This is a genomic window from Azospirillum sp. A23 (genome assembly GCF_042938965.1).
Classification (GTDB): Bacteria; Pseudomonadota; Alphaproteobacteria; order Azospirillales; family Azospirillaceae; genus Azospirillum; species Azospirillum melinis.
Genome location: NZ_CP170667.1, coordinates 87,163 through 100,382, shown reverse-complemented (window position 1 = coordinate 100,382; position 13,220 = coordinate 87,163). Strand labels below are relative to the sequence as shown.

The window sequence follows — 13,220 nt, the reverse complement described above, 5'->3', positions numbered from 1 at the left end:
CGGACGGAAGCATGGCTCGTGTCGTATCAATTCGCCGCCCGCACCGCAAGACAGGGCTGGGATTTATCCCGCGGTGCGGACCGCACAAGGCTTCACCCCTGGCGTCGGCGCAGGCGTGCCACGAAGAAGCCGTCGATCCCGCCGAGATCGGCCAGCATGCCCGGCAGGCTGCGGACCTCCCCCGCCTCGTTGATCGGCTCCGACAGGCCGCCGAGCTCATCGGCGGTCACAGGCCAACGCTCCACCCGCTTGTCCTGTTCCAGCAGGCGGGCAACCTGCACCTCCCCCTCTTCCGGCTGGATGGAGCAGGTGCAGTAGATCAGCGTGCCGCCGGGCTTCACCAGCTCGACCGAGCGGGCGAGCAGCCGCGACTGGGCGCGGGCCAGCTTGGCGATGTCGTCGGGCGTCTTGACCCGCAGGATGTCGGGATGGCGCCGGATCGCACCCGTAGCCGAGCAGGGCGCGTCGAGCAGAACGGCGTCGGCCGGCTCCTCCGGCTCCCAGGTGGTGGCGTCGGCGGCCAGCACATCGGCCTCAAGGCGCAGGCGCTTCAGGTTCTCCGTCACCCGCTCCAGCCGGCGGGCCGAGCGGTCGATGGCGGTGACCTGCGCGCCCCGCACCACCAGCTGCGCCGTTTTGCCGCCGGGGGCGGCGCACAGGTCGAACACCCGTTTGCCCGCCAGATCGCCGAACAGCTTGGCCGGCAGCGAGGCGGCGAGATCCTGGATCCACCATTCCCCGTCCTCGAAGCCCGGAAGCTCGGTCACCGACCCGCCGGTCGGACGGCGCAGCGATCCGGTCGGCAGCAGGGTGGCGCCCAACCGCTCCGCCCAGCCGGCGGGGTCGGACTTCACCGTGATGTCGAGCGGCGCCTCGTGCAGGTGCGCCTCGACGATGCCGCGGGTGCGGGCGGTGCCGTAGGCGGAGCGCCAGGACAGCCACAGCCAGTCCGGCGTGTTCAGCCGCCCGGCATCCTGCCGCGCCGCCATCTCCGCCCCCTCGCGCCCGATGCGGCGCAGCACGGCGTTGATCAGCCCCTTGTAGGGAGCGGCGTTGCGCGCTGCCGCCAGTTCCACCGCGGTGTCGACGGCGGCGTGGGCGGGGGTGTTCAGGAACACCAGCTGCGCCGTGCCCAGCCGCAGCATGTCGTGGATGGCCGCCTTGGGCAGGCCCGGCTTGGCGAGGCTGGCCTGGATCATCTCGTCGATCTGGCCCAGACGGCGCAGGACGGTGGCGACCAGCAGGCGGACGAAGCCGCGGTCGCGCGGCTGCAACGCCGCCAGTTCGGGATGCGCGTCGAACGCGTCGTCGAAGGGGACGGACTTGCGCAGCACGTCGCGCAGCAAGTCGAGCGCAACGCCGCGGGCGGCGAGGGAAGTGTCGGTCATGTGTATGGATCTAGCGCGCCGGACGGCCAGTGTCGATACGGGATACCCAGCGATTTCAAAAGCCCGTTGCCGGGCCGCGGAAGCCGGAAAAGCGAAGGGCCGGTGCGTTGCCGCCCGGCCCTTTGATCTTCGCTTTCACCGGAGAACTGGAGCGGGCGAAGGGATTCGAACCCTCGACCCCAACCTTGGCAAGGTTGTGCTCTACCCCTGAGCTACGCCCGCGCTCCCGTCGTCCGGGAGCCGCTTTCTACGGAAACACGGCCTCCGCCGCAAGAGGAAAATTCACCCTCCTCTCACTTTTTTCGCGACCTCCCCTTCCAACCTTGCGGCCCACCCGTTCCGCGCCGCGGCACCGGGCAGCTTGCGTCCCGGCGGCGGCGCGCTATGGTACGCGGCCATACGGCAACGGATGGAGACTGCGGCATGGCCGGCACCATCACCCTGACCCGCGATGGAGTCGTCGCGACCCTGACCCTGTCCAACCCGGACAAGCTGAACGCCTTCGACAAGCCGATGTGGCACGCCTTGATCGGGCACCTGAGCGCGCTGGAAGCCGACGAGGGTGTCCGCGTCGTCGTCATGCGCGGCGGTCCCGGCGCCAATGGTGCCCGCACCTTCTCTCCCGGCGCCGACATCTCGGAGTTCGAGAGCGAGCGCAACAGCCCCGAACAGGGGGCGAGCTATGGCGATCTGATGGACGAGGGGCTGGATGGCCTGCGTGCCTTGCGCCATCCGGTGCTGGCCGCCATCGACGGCCCTTGCTGCGGCATCGGTCTGGCAGTGGCGCTGGCCTGCGACCTCCGGGTCTGTTCGGAGAGCAGTCGCTTCGGCGTGCCGGTCAGCCGGCTCGGCATCTCCATGGGGCCGACGGAGCTGAAGCTGGTCGCCGACGTCGCCGGCGGTCCGGCGGCGCTGGAAATCCTGCTGGAAGGCCGGGTCTTCGGTGCAGCGGAGGCCAAGGACAAGAACCTCGTCCACCGCACCGTCCCGGATGAAGGCTTCGAGACGGAGGTCGCCGCCACAATCCAGCGCATCGCCGCCGGCGCACCGCTGGCCGCGACCCTGCACAAGCGCTATGTCCACCGCCTCTCCGATCCGGCGCCGCTGACCGAGGCAGAGATCGCCGAATGCTACCGCTGCTTCGGCACCGGGGATTTCCGCGAGGGCTACAGGGCTTTCCTGGAAAAGCGGAAGCCGGTGTTCACCGGGCGGTGACGTGCTAAGGCTCAAGGCCTGCTCAGGACGAGCCAATGAGGAGCCACACCGCGATGACGATCCATCCAACCGTCCGCCCCGTGCCACAGAAGACCATCGGTGTGCTCGGCGGCATGAGCAATCAGGCCACCGGCGAATATTACCGTCTTCTCAACGACGGGCTGAATGACCGGCTGGGCGGCTGGGACAACGGCGAGATCGTCATCGTCAGCGTGAATTTCGGCAACATCGAGCATTTTGTCCGCACCGGCGACTGGAACGGCGCCGAACGCTACCTCTCCGGCAAGGTCGATGCGCTGGAGCGGGCCAGCGCCGATCTGGTCATCTGCGTGTCCAACACCATGCACCGGGTGGTCGAGCCGATCATGGCCGGCCGCAGCATCCCCTTCATCCACATCGCCGACCCGACTGGCGAGGCGATCGCGAAGGCCGGGCTGCGGCGGGTCGGCCTGCTCGGTACCGCGGCGACCATGCGGTCCGACCTGCTGGCGAAGCGGTTCCGCGACCGTTTCGGCGTCGAGCTTCTGGTGCCCGACGAGGCCGACCAGGCCCTTGTCGACCGCATCATCTTCGACGAGCTGGTCCGGCGCGACCTCCGCCCCGACTCCAAGGCCGAGTATCTGCGCATCGTCGAGGATCTGCGCCGCCGTGGCGCCGGGGGCGTGATCCTGGGCTGCACCGAGATCTTCCTGCTGATCGACCAGCCCGATCTGCCGGGCTTCCCTGTGTTCGACACCACGCGGCTGCACACGCAGGCGGCGGTGGACTTCGTCTCCGCGGCCGGATGATCCTTCTCCGACCGCGCTTACGCATGGCAGGGCTTTCGCATGGGCGATGGTCAATGCGGCGGGACGCCTCACATTCGTAGGGTTCCGCTTCCTGCCTGACGGTCCGTCATGTCGCGTGTCACCCCGCTGATCATCGCCTGCGCCCTGTTCATGGAGAACCTCGACTCGACGGTGATCGCCACCGCCCTGCCGGGGATCGCGCAGTCGATGGGCGAGGATCCGCTGCGGCTCAGTCTGGCGATGACCTCCTACATGCTGGCGCTGGCGGTGTTCCTGCCGGTCAGCGGCTGGGCGGCCGACCGTTACGGCGCCCGCACCGTCTTCGCCAGCGCCATCGGCGTCTTCATGGCGGGCTCCATTGCCTGCGGCCTGTCGAACGGGCTGGCGGAGCTGGTGGCCGCCCGCATCCTCCAGGGCATGGGCGGGGCGATGATGGTGCCGGTCGGCCGGCTGATCCTGCTGCGCACCGTGCCCAAGGACCAGCTGGTGACGGCGATGGCGCGGATGACCCTGCCGGCGCTGATCGGGCCGGCGCTGGGGCCGCTGGTCGGCGGGGCGATCACCACCTACGCCTCCTGGCGCTGGATCTTCTTCATCAATGTGCCGATCGGGCTGGTGGGCATCGCCCTGGTGCTGGCGCTGATCCCCAATCTGAAAGAGGAGCAGCGCGACCCCTTCGACGCCCGCGGCTTCCTGTGGAGTTCCATCGCGCTGGCCGCCTTCATGTTCGGCTTCGAGAATGTCGGACGCGACCTGCTGCCGGCCACTGCGGTGGCGATCCTGCTGGCGGTGGCGCTGCTGGCGACGCTGGCGTATCTGCGCCATGCCCGGCGGGTGGCACGGCCGGTGCTGGACCCGTCGCTGTTCCGGCTGCAAACCTACCGGGCGTCGGTGCTGGGCGGCACCCTGTTCCGCATCGGCATCGGCGCGGTGCCCTTCCTGATGCCGGTGATGCTGCAGATCGGCTTCGGCCTGACCGCCTTCGAGTCGGGCGCCCTCACCTTCGCCGGAGCGGCGGGCGCCCTGACCATGAAGGCGCTGGCCGGACCGATCCTGCGCCGCTTCGGCTTCCGACCGGTGCTGACGCTGAACTCCATCGTCAGCGGCGTGATCCTGGCCAGCTACGGCGCCTTCCGTCCCGATACGCCGCATCTGGTGATCCTGGGCGCGCTGCTGCTGGGCGGCTTCTTCCGTTCGCTGCAATTCACCGGCATGAACACGCTGAGCTATGCCGAGGTGCCGCAGCCGATGACAAGCCGCGCCAACACGCTGGCCAGCGTGATGCAGCAACTGTCAATGAGCCTCGGCGTCGCCGTCGGCGCCACCACGCTTCACCTGACCGTGCAGTGGAGCGGCACGCTGACCCCGGCCTCCTTCGTTCCCGCCTTCCTGACGGTCGGGCTGATGGCCTGCGCCTCCAGCCTGCCATTCTGGCGCCTGCCCGCCGATGCCGGCGACGAGATCAGCGGACATATCGGCCGCCGCGGTCCGGACAAGCCGGCGGGCGATGCCCGCAGCGCAACGGTCAAGGCCGCCGCCCTGACCGACGCCGCGGATTAGCAAAACAGGGGCGAACGACCGCCGCCCCGTTTCCGAGCATCGCAAACATCCCTATCCATTATACGGATATACTCGGATCGCTGTGACTTCGGATGAGAATAACTCCGGTGATCATGATTAATTTTCGTGCGAATCGCTTTTACTAGCGCGTGCGTTCCGGGCGCGTTCCCGCTATAAACATGCATGGCGGCCATGCGCCGTCCTCAAGATAAACGGGAGGCTCCGGGCGGTTGCGCATCGGGGCGGGACAGCATGATGGATTGGGACAAGCTTCGGGTCTTCCACGCGGTGGCCGAAGCCGGCAGCTTCACGCACGCCGGTGAGACGTTGAACCTCAGCCAGTCGGCGGTCAGCCGCCAGATCAGCGCGCTTGAGGAAAGCCTGGGCGTTCCACTGTTTCACCGCCACGCCCGTGGGCTGATCCTGACCGAACAGGGCGAACTGCTTCACCGCACCGCCCGCGACGTCTTCGCCAAACTGTCGATGACCGAGGCGATGCTGACCGAAAGCCGGGAGCATCCCAAGGGCCCGCTGCGGGTGACGACGACCGTCGCCTTCGGATCGACCTGGCTGACGCCGCGTATCAACGAGTTCATGTCGATCTACCCCGACATCCAGCTGACGCTGCTGATCGACGACGACGAGCTGGATCTGGCGATGCGCGAGGCGGACATCGCCATCCGCATGAACACGCCGCGCCAGCCGGACCTGATCCAGCGGCACCTGATGTCGATCCGCTTCCACCTCTATGCCAGCCAGAGCTACCTGAAGAAGAAGGGCTCGCCCAAGACGCTGGCGGAGCTGGACAACCACGACCTGATCACCTACCCGCCCGACGTGCGGGCGCCGATCCCCAACGTCAACTGGATCATGGAAATGGGCGATCCGTCGCCCAACCGGAAACCGATCCTGCAGGTCAACAGCGTCTACGCCATCTACCGCGCGGTGGAGAGCGGGCTTGGCATCGGCGCGCTGCCCGACTTCCTGGTCGACAGCTTCTCCAAGGACGTGACGCGGATCCTGCCGGATGTCGACGGGCCGAAGGTCGACGCCTACTTCGTCTATGCCGAAGAATTGCGCCATTCCAAGCGCATCGCCGTCTTCCGCGACTTCCTGGTTAAAAAAGTGGCAGAAACTCCGTTCTGACCACGAACATTTTCAGTGATCCTGTAAGAGAATTGCCAAAAACGACAGCGCCGCTCCAACTTACCGGAGCGGCGCTGTCGTTTTTGGCATTTTTATTAGCTTTCTAAGGGACTTCAGAAGCCATGCGTGTCTTGCATGGTAGATTTATACATTTATGCCTGGAAAGTTGGCAGCAGAATGGTCAAATTTTGATCGTTGGATGTTGCGACGCAGCATCTGATGTTTCGTCCCGGAGGTCTCCCCTCCGGGGTTGGGTCCTCGGACCCAGCGTCTCCCAGACGTGAAGCCTCCCTGTTCAACTCGCCGCTAATCCATCGGGTTAGCGGCGGTTTTTTTATGTGCGCAGGGGTTGGGCTACGCTAGGGGCCACAGTCTGCATGGTTCCGGCTGGCTGCTATGGCCGGCTGCAAGGTGGCCGGCAGTCGAGATCCGTCTTTGCCCAGCGCATCATTCCCAGCGGCAGGTCATCACCGGGGATAGGACGCCCGGCCGAACCGGGGACATGCCGAACGCCGCCCGCTGGCTCGACATGCCTCCACCGAGGCATCGCGCCGTCGCACCTATTTGTAGGGGCGACGGTGGAGGTCAGGAGGGTCGACATCCAGGGGCTTCTTGTTCAGTCTTTTGATGAGACCCGGCTGCTTTCGGCAGCAGTCGTAACAGGACGGGTGAAGCTCCTAGACGTCCCCAGCCTCCGCCAACGCAAAAGGGCCGCCCCACAGGACGGCCCTCTCTTACATTCGACAATCCGGCCCACAGACGGGCCAAGCCCTGCTTCAGGCCAGTTCGGCCGTTTCGATCTGCTCGGCGCGCTTGTTCACGTTCTTGCGGATTTGCTCCAGCGCGGCCAGCGGGATGTCGATCTTCACACAGGGTTCCTGAATGCGCGGATCGTCTCCCGGATACAGCGCCTCATATTCGGCAGCGTTGTCGTAAGCCTGACGGTTGTCGGCTTCGAGGTAGGTCTCGACCGGCAGCCCTTCGGCGTACATGCCGTCATGGCTGTCGAGTTCGATGTGGAAATACTCGATCTCCTCCATCGCATCCACCTGCCGAATCGACGAGCCGTTGATCAGGAGACGGGCCGAAACACCGTACTCGCCGATCAGCAGCGCATGGCTGGGGGAGATATAGAGATCGCGGGACGGCATGTTCCGGGCGATGGCGTCACGGGCGATCCGCACCGGCAGATGGACCTTGCGCAGATGCTCGGTATCGAAGGACGAGCCCGCCAGCAGACGCCGGCCGATCCAGCGGATCGAACGGAACTCACCGGTCACCGACGACTTGATCATATCGCCGATCTTCAGGCTTTCGACGGGCACTTCGCCCAGCTTGGTATGAACGTAAGTGCCGCGGAGGATGCAGGTCGGAGTCGGGATCGGAGCCATTGAGTAGGAAGTCCCATTTCGGTTTGAGAAGCCCTCCGCCTGCCCTCCCGGATTTTCCAGGATCGGGGATGACGGTGGTAAGTCCGAAAGGTTACCCCCCTATGCAATTCGTGGGCGTGCGAAGTTGTACAGATTTACGACCACCCGTGACCAATTGTCTCACCCCCTTGGATGTGACCGCGACATCCCCCTCACCGCTCTGGGCAGCCACCGCCTTCGTTCCGCGACGATTGCGGCATTTCATCCCCGTCCTGCCCCACCAGCGCTTCGCGGGCAATGGCGAGGATGTTGTCCAGACGGATGACCAGTTCGTTCTCGCACAGGGCGGAACGCGCCGCCGCCGCCTCGTTCATGATCGCACGCAGGGCTTCGTTTGGTGTCATGCCGTCCCCCGATCCGATGTCGATCCCACGATGCCCGCCCGGCCCTTCGACGGCTCCCCGCTCGGAGCGGTCATTTTCCCTGTGAAAAACTTCACAGCACACACCCCGCTGTTTCGCATACCCATTTATGCATCAGCAACGGAGGGCTCTCCCATGCACATGCGCAACATCAGGGTGAACGGCAAGCGGACCAGCATGAAGCTGATGCCGGTGGAGTGGGAGTCGCTTGAGGAAATCTGCGCCCGCGAGTTCATGACGATGAGCGAACTGGTGTCGAAGATCGATGCCGAACGCCAGGACTGCGACAATCTCACCGGCTGCGTCCGTGTCTATGCCCTGTGCTACTTCCGCAAGGCCGCCAACCTGTCGGAGCCGATGCCGCGCCACCGCCACACCGCGGCCGTGGCCTTCGCAGCGGAGTAACGGCCTAACGCGGCCGTTCCGTCCGGCATAAGCGGTTCGCCAAAGCAGCGCCCGCCGGGTTCATTCCATCGGACAGGACCGCTGGCGTGGCCGCTGCCGGCACACCATGTTCGACGCAGGCCCCATTCCGGCGGCCGACTTCTCTTTGCGTCGACCGAAGCGGTGTGCCAATGCCGGATGCCCACCAGTTTCCCGTCTACAGCGTCGGCGAGCGGCGGGCCGATGCGGTCGTTCATGCCATCGGCGTCACCGCCGGCCTCGCCGGTTTCGTCTGGCTGCTGAATGAAGGTGTGTTTTCCGGCGCCGTGCCGGTCCATACGGCGCTGGCGCTGACCGTCTACGGCCTGGGGCTTGTGGGGATGCTGACGGCCTCGGCCGCCTACAACCTCGCCCCGCCCGGCTTCGGCAAGGCGGTGCTGCGGCGAGTCGACCATGCCATGATCTTCGTGATGATCGCCGGCACCTACACGCCCTTCACGCTGGGGTTGGGCCAAGGGATCGGGCTGGGTGGCGCCGTCTGGGGCGGGGCCGCCTTCGGCGCCGCGCTGAAGCTGCGTTTTCCGGGTCGCTTCAACCGGCTGGGGCTGGCGCTCTACCTCGGACTGGGCTGGGCGGTGGTCACGGCGCTGGAACCGCTTGGATCGGCATTGTCGGCGCCAGCCCTGTGGCTGCTGGTCGCCGGCGGGCTGGTCTACACCGTCGGCGTCGTCTTCCACCTGATGGATCGCATGCCCTACAACAACGCCGTCTGGCACCTGTTCGTGCTGACTGCGGCCAGTTGCCATTTCGCCGCAATCGCAGTCGCTTTTCTTTGACTGCTTTCTTTGATTGCCGCTTTTCGGAATTGCCAGGGAGGCAGAGGACAAGCCGCAACGGATTCCGTATCTTCCGCGGATCACAGTCCCAGGAAGGCATGATGGGCCGGGCAGAGAAAAACCGAGCGGTTATGGACAAGCGCAAAAACGGGAAGCCGTCCATCGATGGCGCAATGCTCGCGGGGGCGGCGGCTGCGCTCTCGATCATGGTCGTCGGCGGGGCTGCAAGGGCGGAACCGTCCTTCGACTGCAAGGCGGCCTCCACGCCGGTTGAAAAGGCGATCTGCGCCGATCCCAAGCTGGCCGACGCCGACCGGGAGATCGCCGGCCTCTACAAGGCGTTGCAGGATTTGTCCGCCGCCGCCGACCGTGACCGGCTGCGGACGGAACAGCGGGCCTGGCTGGCGCAGCGCAACCAGTGTGCGACCGCAGCCACTCCCGGCTCCTGCCTCGGCCCGGTGCTGGACGCCCGGCGCACCGCGCTGTCCGACTCGATGCCGAAGGCGGTCGCCGCGATGTCCGCCATCGTCGACGGCATCGCCGGCGACCCGGCCGGCGCCGCCAAACGGCTTGTCGAAATCCGCGGCGGGCTGGGCAAGGGATGGAACGCCTATCTGCTGCGCTTCGGCCCCTCCCCCGACCGGGCAAAGGCGGAGGCGCTGCTGCGCGAGGCCATCGCCGGCATCGAGGATTCCTATGCCCGCGAGACGGCCTCCGGAGTCGATCTCGCTACCGACGACGGTTTCCTCACCGCTCTGCGCGTCGTCAGCGACGAGGTGGAGATGGCGTGGCCCTGCTCGGTGATGGAGAAGCGCGGAGCGGCGGCATGGAAAGCAATGGAGCCGCTCTATGGCAGCAACCGCGACAATTTCGGCGCCTATCCCGCCTGCCCCGATGACAAGGCCCTGCTCGCCACCCCCGCCTGGAAGGCGGTTGACGACCTGCTCGCCCCGATGCTGGAGGCGGCCTCCAACCGCACCGGCACGATCCGCTTCGCCACCTACCGCCAGATGGGCATCGACCGCATGAAGTCGGCGGTCGATCCGCGCCTGTTCGTCGCCAATCAGGGAGCCGATCAGGGCGCCGATGCCCCGCAACTGCCCCAGCTGGTCAAGGATGCCTCCGGCTGGTCCAACCCGCGCTGGATCGCGCCCGGCTGGGGCGACCGCCTGCGCAAGGCGGTGGACGGGGCGGTGACGGCCTGGACGCCGCAGATCGCCACCCGCTACGGCATTGCCGCCGCTGAAGCCCGCAAGATTGCCGAGGCGGTGGCCGCCCAGGGGCTGAATGGCAGTATCGGCCTGATCACCGACAATCTGGAGGTCCAGAAGGACACCCGCCTGCCGGACTGGCTGCGCGGCAGCTGGATCTGGAGCGGCGGCGGGGCGGACGACGCGCCCTTCAACGCCCCCGCCGGAAAGGCGCGCATCGACGAGACCAGCATCTGCGTCGGCAGCGAATGCACGGTTTACGATGTCGCCGGCCAGGGTGAGGACGCCGTCTTCGACCCCAAGGAGGTCCCTGGCGGGATGAAGCCTGCCGTTAACGCCGCCAAGCAGGCGGTCAGCCTCGCCCCGGTGTCGGCCGGCGGCAGCCTGACCGTCGTTCCGCTCGCCGGCGGAAACCTGCTGGTCACCGGCACGGCCAAGCCGCTGGTGCTGAAACGCGAGGGAAAGTAGGCAGGCACCGGCGCCGTCCTTCTCCCGGGAACGCGAAAGTCTTGCCTGCATCGTTCGGGTAAGCGACACTTCGCGGCGCGTGCTGCGGTTGCGGAACCGCACGCGGCTTTCCGGGGGGAGGCATGGCACGGAACCTCAAGGCGCTCGGGTTGTGGCGCACCGCGCTGGTCGCCAGCGTCCGTAAGGACGCGCCGGACCTGTCGGCGCGGCAATTGGCGATCCTTCTCCAGGTTTATCTGACCGACCCGCCGCACACCGTGCGTGGCTTGGCCGCCCTGCTGAACATTTCCAAACCGGCGGTGACCCGTGCGCTCGACCGCCTGTCGGTCCTGGGATTCGTCAAGCGCAAGCGCGATGCCGAGGACAAGCGCAACGTTCTGGTCCAGCGCACCGTGAAGGGCAGCGTCTATCTGTCCGATTTCGCCGAGCTGGTAATCGCCGCCGGCGCCGTCGCACCGGAGGACATGGCCCGCATCCAGGCCGACGAGCAGCTGGCCGCCGCCGCCAAGGCAAGGCTGGAGGCGGAGCTGCAGGAGGTGCCGGCACGGGAGGCCGCCCCGCTGGAAGCCTCCGCATCCTGACCGGTCCCCTCCCCTGCCGGGAGGGGAAGGGAACGCCGTCCTACAGCAGCGCTTCCAGAACGCGGTCGGGCGGGGCGTGGCCGTCGGTGAAGGTCTTGATGTTGATCACCACCTTCTCGCCCATGTCGATGCGGCCCTCGATGGTGGCGGAGCCCATGTGCGGCAGCAGGACGACATTGTCCAGCCGCAGCAGCTTCGGGTTGACCGCCGGCTCATGCTCGAACACGTCCAGGCCGGCACCGGCGATCTCGCCCTTCGACAGCATGCGGGTCAGCGCCACCTCGTCGATCACCTCGCCGCGCGAGGTGTTGACGATGTAGCAGTGCGGACGCAACAGCTTCAGCCGGCGTTCCGACAGCAGATGGTAGGTGGCCGGCGTGTGCGGGCAGTTGATCGACACGATGTCCATCCGCGCCAGCATCTGGTCCAGGCTGGACCAGTAGGTCGCCTCCAGCTCCTGCTCCAGCTCCGGATGGACGCGGCGGCGGTTGTGGTAGTGGATCGACATGCCGAAGGCGCGCGCCCGCTTGGCCAGCGCCGAGCCGATACGCCCCATGCCCAGGATACCCAGCCGCTTGCCGCTGATGCGGTGGCCCAGCATGGTGGTCGGACCCCAGCCGGTCCACTGGCCGGAGCGGACCAGCCGCTCGCCCTCCGCCACGCGGCGCGCGGTGGCCAGCAGCAGCGCCATGGTCATATCGGCGGTGTCCTCGGTCAGGACGCCGGGGGTGTTGGTGACGACGATTCCGCGCTCGCGCGCCGCCTTCAGGTCGATGTGGTCGACACCGGTGCCGAAGGAGGCGATCAGCCGCAGCTGCGGCCCGGCAGCTTCGATCAGCGCGCGGTCGATGCGGTCGGTGACGGTGGGCACCAGCACCTCGGCGATGTTCATCGCGTCCTGCATCTGGGCAGGGGTGAGCGGCACGTCGTCCGGATTGAGCCGAGTGTCGAACAGCTCCATCATGCGCGTCTCGATGACGTCCGGCAGCTTGCGGGTGACGACAACGAGCGGCTTCTTCTTGTCGGTCATCGGTGCTGGTCCTCCCTTGCCCCGGCCGCCCGCATCTGAAGGTCTCGGCACGGGCTGCTCCGGTCCATGGTTGCCATACCAAGCGGTCGTTGGACTGTCCAGAAGTCCGTCGCGAAAGGCCACCCTGCGGCAAGCCGGCCGCACCGTCCGACGGGGGTGGCATCGGGGGGTGGCGGCGCTTGCCCTATCGAACGGGTGGTCTCTATAGTGCGGCCCGCTTTGCCCTCCCCTATCCCTGTTCCGGTGCCGCCATGCCTGTCCGCCGCCGCTCCGTCCTCGCCGCTCTGGCCCTGATCGCGGGGTTGGGGGCGGGGCTTTTCGCGGGCGGCACGGTTACGGGCGTGGGCACGGCGCTCGCCGCGGAGGGGAAGGACCCGACCCACGCGTCGGGCCTGCCGATCCCCCGCTTCGTCACCGTGCGCGTCGGCGAGGTGAACCTGCGCTCCGGCCCCAACGGCAGCTACCCCATCGAATGGGTGTTCAAGCGTAAGGACATGCCGGTGGAGATCATCCAGGAATTCGACACCTGGCGCCGCATCCGCGATTGGGAGGGGGCGGAAGGCTGGGTGCACCAGAGCGCGCTGTCGGGACGCCGCGGCGTGCTGATCGTCGGCCAGACCCGCGCGATCTATGAATCGCCGCGCGGCGACGGCGCCGTGGTGGCGCGGGCGGAGCCCGGTGTCATCGGATCGCTGAAGAAGTGCCGCGACGAGTGGTGCGAGGTCGATGTGAAGGGCTATCGTGGCTGGATGAAGCGCGCCGATTTCTGGGGCACCTACCCCGGCGAGAAGATCGAGTAGCCGGTCCCGGTCATTCCCAGG

General features: G+C 67.0%; 13 protein-coding genes and 1 tRNA gene. 9 read left to right on the top strand and 5 right to left on the bottom strand.

The window, feature by feature from the left end:
- Window positions 1–92: 92 nt before the first annotated feature.
- Complete coding sequence (locus ABNQ40_RS17830) at window positions 93–1,388, bottom strand: RsmB/NOP family class I SAM-dependent RNA methyltransferase (RefSeq protein ID WP_391348437.1); 1,296 nt, start codon at window positions 1,386–1,388, stop codon at window positions 93–95.
- 147 nt (window positions 1,389–1,535) lie between these two features.
- Window positions 1,536–1,610, bottom strand: a tRNA-Gly gene (locus tag ABNQ40_RS17825).
- A 201-nt stretch (window positions 1,611–1,811) separates the two neighbouring features.
- Here ABNQ40_RS17825 and ABNQ40_RS17820 point away from each other — a divergent pair.
- The 4 genes from ABNQ40_RS17820 to ABNQ40_RS17805 all read left to right on the top strand — a co-directional run bounded on the left by ABNQ40_RS17820 (window position 1,812) and on the right by ABNQ40_RS17805 (window position 6,097).
- Window positions 1,812–2,603, top strand: a complete 792-nt coding sequence (locus tag ABNQ40_RS17820; protein WP_391348435.1) for an enoyl-CoA hydratase/isomerase family protein — start codon at window positions 1,812–1,814, stop codon at window positions 2,601–2,603.
- A gap of 53 nt (window positions 2,604–2,656) precedes the next feature.
- On the top strand, window positions 2,657–3,391 hold the full coding sequence (locus tag ABNQ40_RS17815) for an aspartate/glutamate racemase family protein (protein ID WP_109051895.1): 735 nt from the start codon (window positions 2,657–2,659) through the stop codon (window positions 3,389–3,391).
- A gap of 108 nt (window positions 3,392–3,499) precedes the next feature.
- On the top strand, window positions 3,500–4,951 hold the full coding sequence (locus ABNQ40_RS17810; RefSeq protein WP_109051894.1) for a DHA2 family efflux MFS transporter permease subunit: 1,452 nt from the start codon (window positions 3,500–3,502) through the stop codon (window positions 4,949–4,951).
- Between the two features lie 255 nt (window positions 4,952–5,206).
- Window positions 5,207–6,097 carry a LysR family transcriptional regulator gene (locus tag ABNQ40_RS17805; RefSeq protein ID WP_098738890.1) on the top strand — a complete coding sequence of 297 codons (891 nt, stop codon included), beginning with the start codon at window positions 5,207–5,209 and terminating at the stop codon, window positions 6,095–6,097.
- Between the two features lie 776 nt (window positions 6,098–6,873).
- Here ABNQ40_RS17805 and ABNQ40_RS17800 read toward each other — a convergent pair.
- Window positions 6,874–7,488, bottom strand: coding sequence for a Hint domain-containing protein (locus tag ABNQ40_RS17800; RefSeq protein ID WP_391348431.1), 615 nt, complete (start codon window positions 7,486–7,488; stop codon window positions 6,874–6,876).
- 191 nt (window positions 7,489–7,679) lie between these two features.
- Window positions 7,680–7,871: a hypothetical protein gene (locus ABNQ40_RS17795; protein WP_109051892.1), complete on the bottom strand. Its 192-nt coding sequence runs from the start codon at window positions 7,869–7,871 to the stop codon at window positions 7,680–7,682.
- Between the two features lie 153 nt (window positions 7,872–8,024).
- Here ABNQ40_RS17795 and ABNQ40_RS17790 point away from each other — a divergent pair, with 153 nt between their 5' ends.
- From ABNQ40_RS17790 to ABNQ40_RS17775, 4 genes are all read left to right on the top strand, one after another.
- Window positions 8,025–8,294 (top strand): ribbon-helix-helix domain-containing protein, encoded by a 270-nt coding sequence (locus ABNQ40_RS17790; RefSeq protein WP_098738887.1) that lies wholly within the window; start codon window positions 8,025–8,027, stop codon window positions 8,292–8,294.
- A 170-nt stretch (window positions 8,295–8,464) separates the two neighbouring features.
- Window positions 8,465–9,109 carry a hemolysin III family protein gene (locus tag ABNQ40_RS17785; protein WP_391348426.1) on the top strand — a complete coding sequence of 215 codons (645 nt, stop codon included), beginning with the start codon at window positions 8,465–8,467 and terminating at the stop codon, window positions 9,107–9,109.
- Window positions 9,110–9,240: 131 nt separating this feature from the next.
- On the top strand, window positions 9,241–10,788 hold the full coding sequence (locus ABNQ40_RS17780; RefSeq protein ID WP_247880063.1) for a lysozyme inhibitor LprI family protein: 1,548 nt from the start codon (window positions 9,241–9,243) through the stop codon (window positions 10,786–10,788).
- Window positions 10,789–10,910: 122 nt separating this feature from the next.
- Window positions 10,911–11,369 (top strand): MarR family transcriptional regulator, encoded by a 459-nt coding sequence (locus tag ABNQ40_RS17775; RefSeq protein WP_098738885.1) that lies wholly within the window; start codon window positions 10,911–10,913, stop codon window positions 11,367–11,369.
- A gap of 40 nt (window positions 11,370–11,409) precedes the next feature.
- On the opposite strand, the gene ABNQ40_RS17770 is transcribed toward ABNQ40_RS17775, so the two are convergent.
- Window positions 11,410–12,399, bottom strand: a complete 990-nt coding sequence (locus ABNQ40_RS17770; RefSeq protein WP_109051890.1) for a D-glycerate dehydrogenase — start codon at window positions 12,397–12,399, stop codon at window positions 11,410–11,412.
- Between the two features lie 251 nt (window positions 12,400–12,650).
- Between ABNQ40_RS17770 and ABNQ40_RS17765 the strand changes: the two genes are divergently transcribed.
- On the top strand, window positions 12,651–13,199 hold the full coding sequence (locus tag ABNQ40_RS17765) for an SH3 domain-containing protein (protein ID WP_247880062.1): 549 nt from the start codon (window positions 12,651–12,653) through the stop codon (window positions 13,197–13,199).
- Window positions 13,200–13,220: the final 21 nt, after the last annotated feature.

Bases quoted from the DNA above. Each gene is read 5' to 3' on its own strand.
- ABNQ40_RS17830 (WP_391348437.1), bottom strand. From the start codon at position 1,388: ATGACCGACACTTCCCTCGCCGCCCGCGGCGTTGCGCTCGACTTGCTG.
- ABNQ40_RS17820 (WP_391348435.1), top strand. From the start codon at position 1,812: ATGGCCGGCACCATCACCCTGACCCGCGATGGAGTCGTCGCGACCCTG.
- ABNQ40_RS17815 (WP_109051895.1), top strand. From the start codon at position 2,657: ATGACGATCCATCCAACCGTCCGCCCCGTGCCACAGAAGACCATCGGT.
- ABNQ40_RS17810 (WP_109051894.1), top strand. From the start codon at position 3,500: ATGTCGCGTGTCACCCCGCTGATCATCGCCTGCGCCCTGTTCATGGAG.
- ABNQ40_RS17805 (WP_098738890.1), top strand. From the start codon at position 5,207: ATGGATTGGGACAAGCTTCGGGTCTTCCACGCGGTGGCCGAAGCCGGC.
- ABNQ40_RS17800 (WP_391348431.1), bottom strand. From the start codon at position 7,488: ATGGCTCCGATCCCGACTCCGACCTGCATCCTCCGCGGCACTTACGTT.
- ABNQ40_RS17795 (WP_109051892.1), bottom strand. From the start codon at position 7,871: ATGACACCAAACGAAGCCCTGCGTGCGATCATGAACGAGGCGGCGGCG.
- ABNQ40_RS17790 (WP_098738887.1), top strand. From the start codon at position 8,025: ATGCACATGCGCAACATCAGGGTGAACGGCAAGCGGACCAGCATGAAG.
- ABNQ40_RS17785 (WP_391348426.1), top strand. From the start codon at position 8,465: ATGCCGGATGCCCACCAGTTTCCCGTCTACAGCGTCGGCGAGCGGCGG.
- ABNQ40_RS17780 (WP_247880063.1), top strand. From the start codon at position 9,241: ATGGACAAGCGCAAAAACGGGAAGCCGTCCATCGATGGCGCAATGCTC.
- ABNQ40_RS17775 (WP_098738885.1), top strand. From the start codon at position 10,911: ATGGCACGGAACCTCAAGGCGCTCGGGTTGTGGCGCACCGCGCTGGTC.
- ABNQ40_RS17770 (WP_109051890.1), bottom strand. From the start codon at position 12,399: ATGACCGACAAGAAGAAGCCGCTCGTTGTCGTCACCCGCAAGCTGCCG.
- ABNQ40_RS17765 (WP_247880062.1), top strand. From the start codon at position 12,651: ATGCCTGTCCGCCGCCGCTCCGTCCTCGCCGCTCTGGCCCTGATCGCG.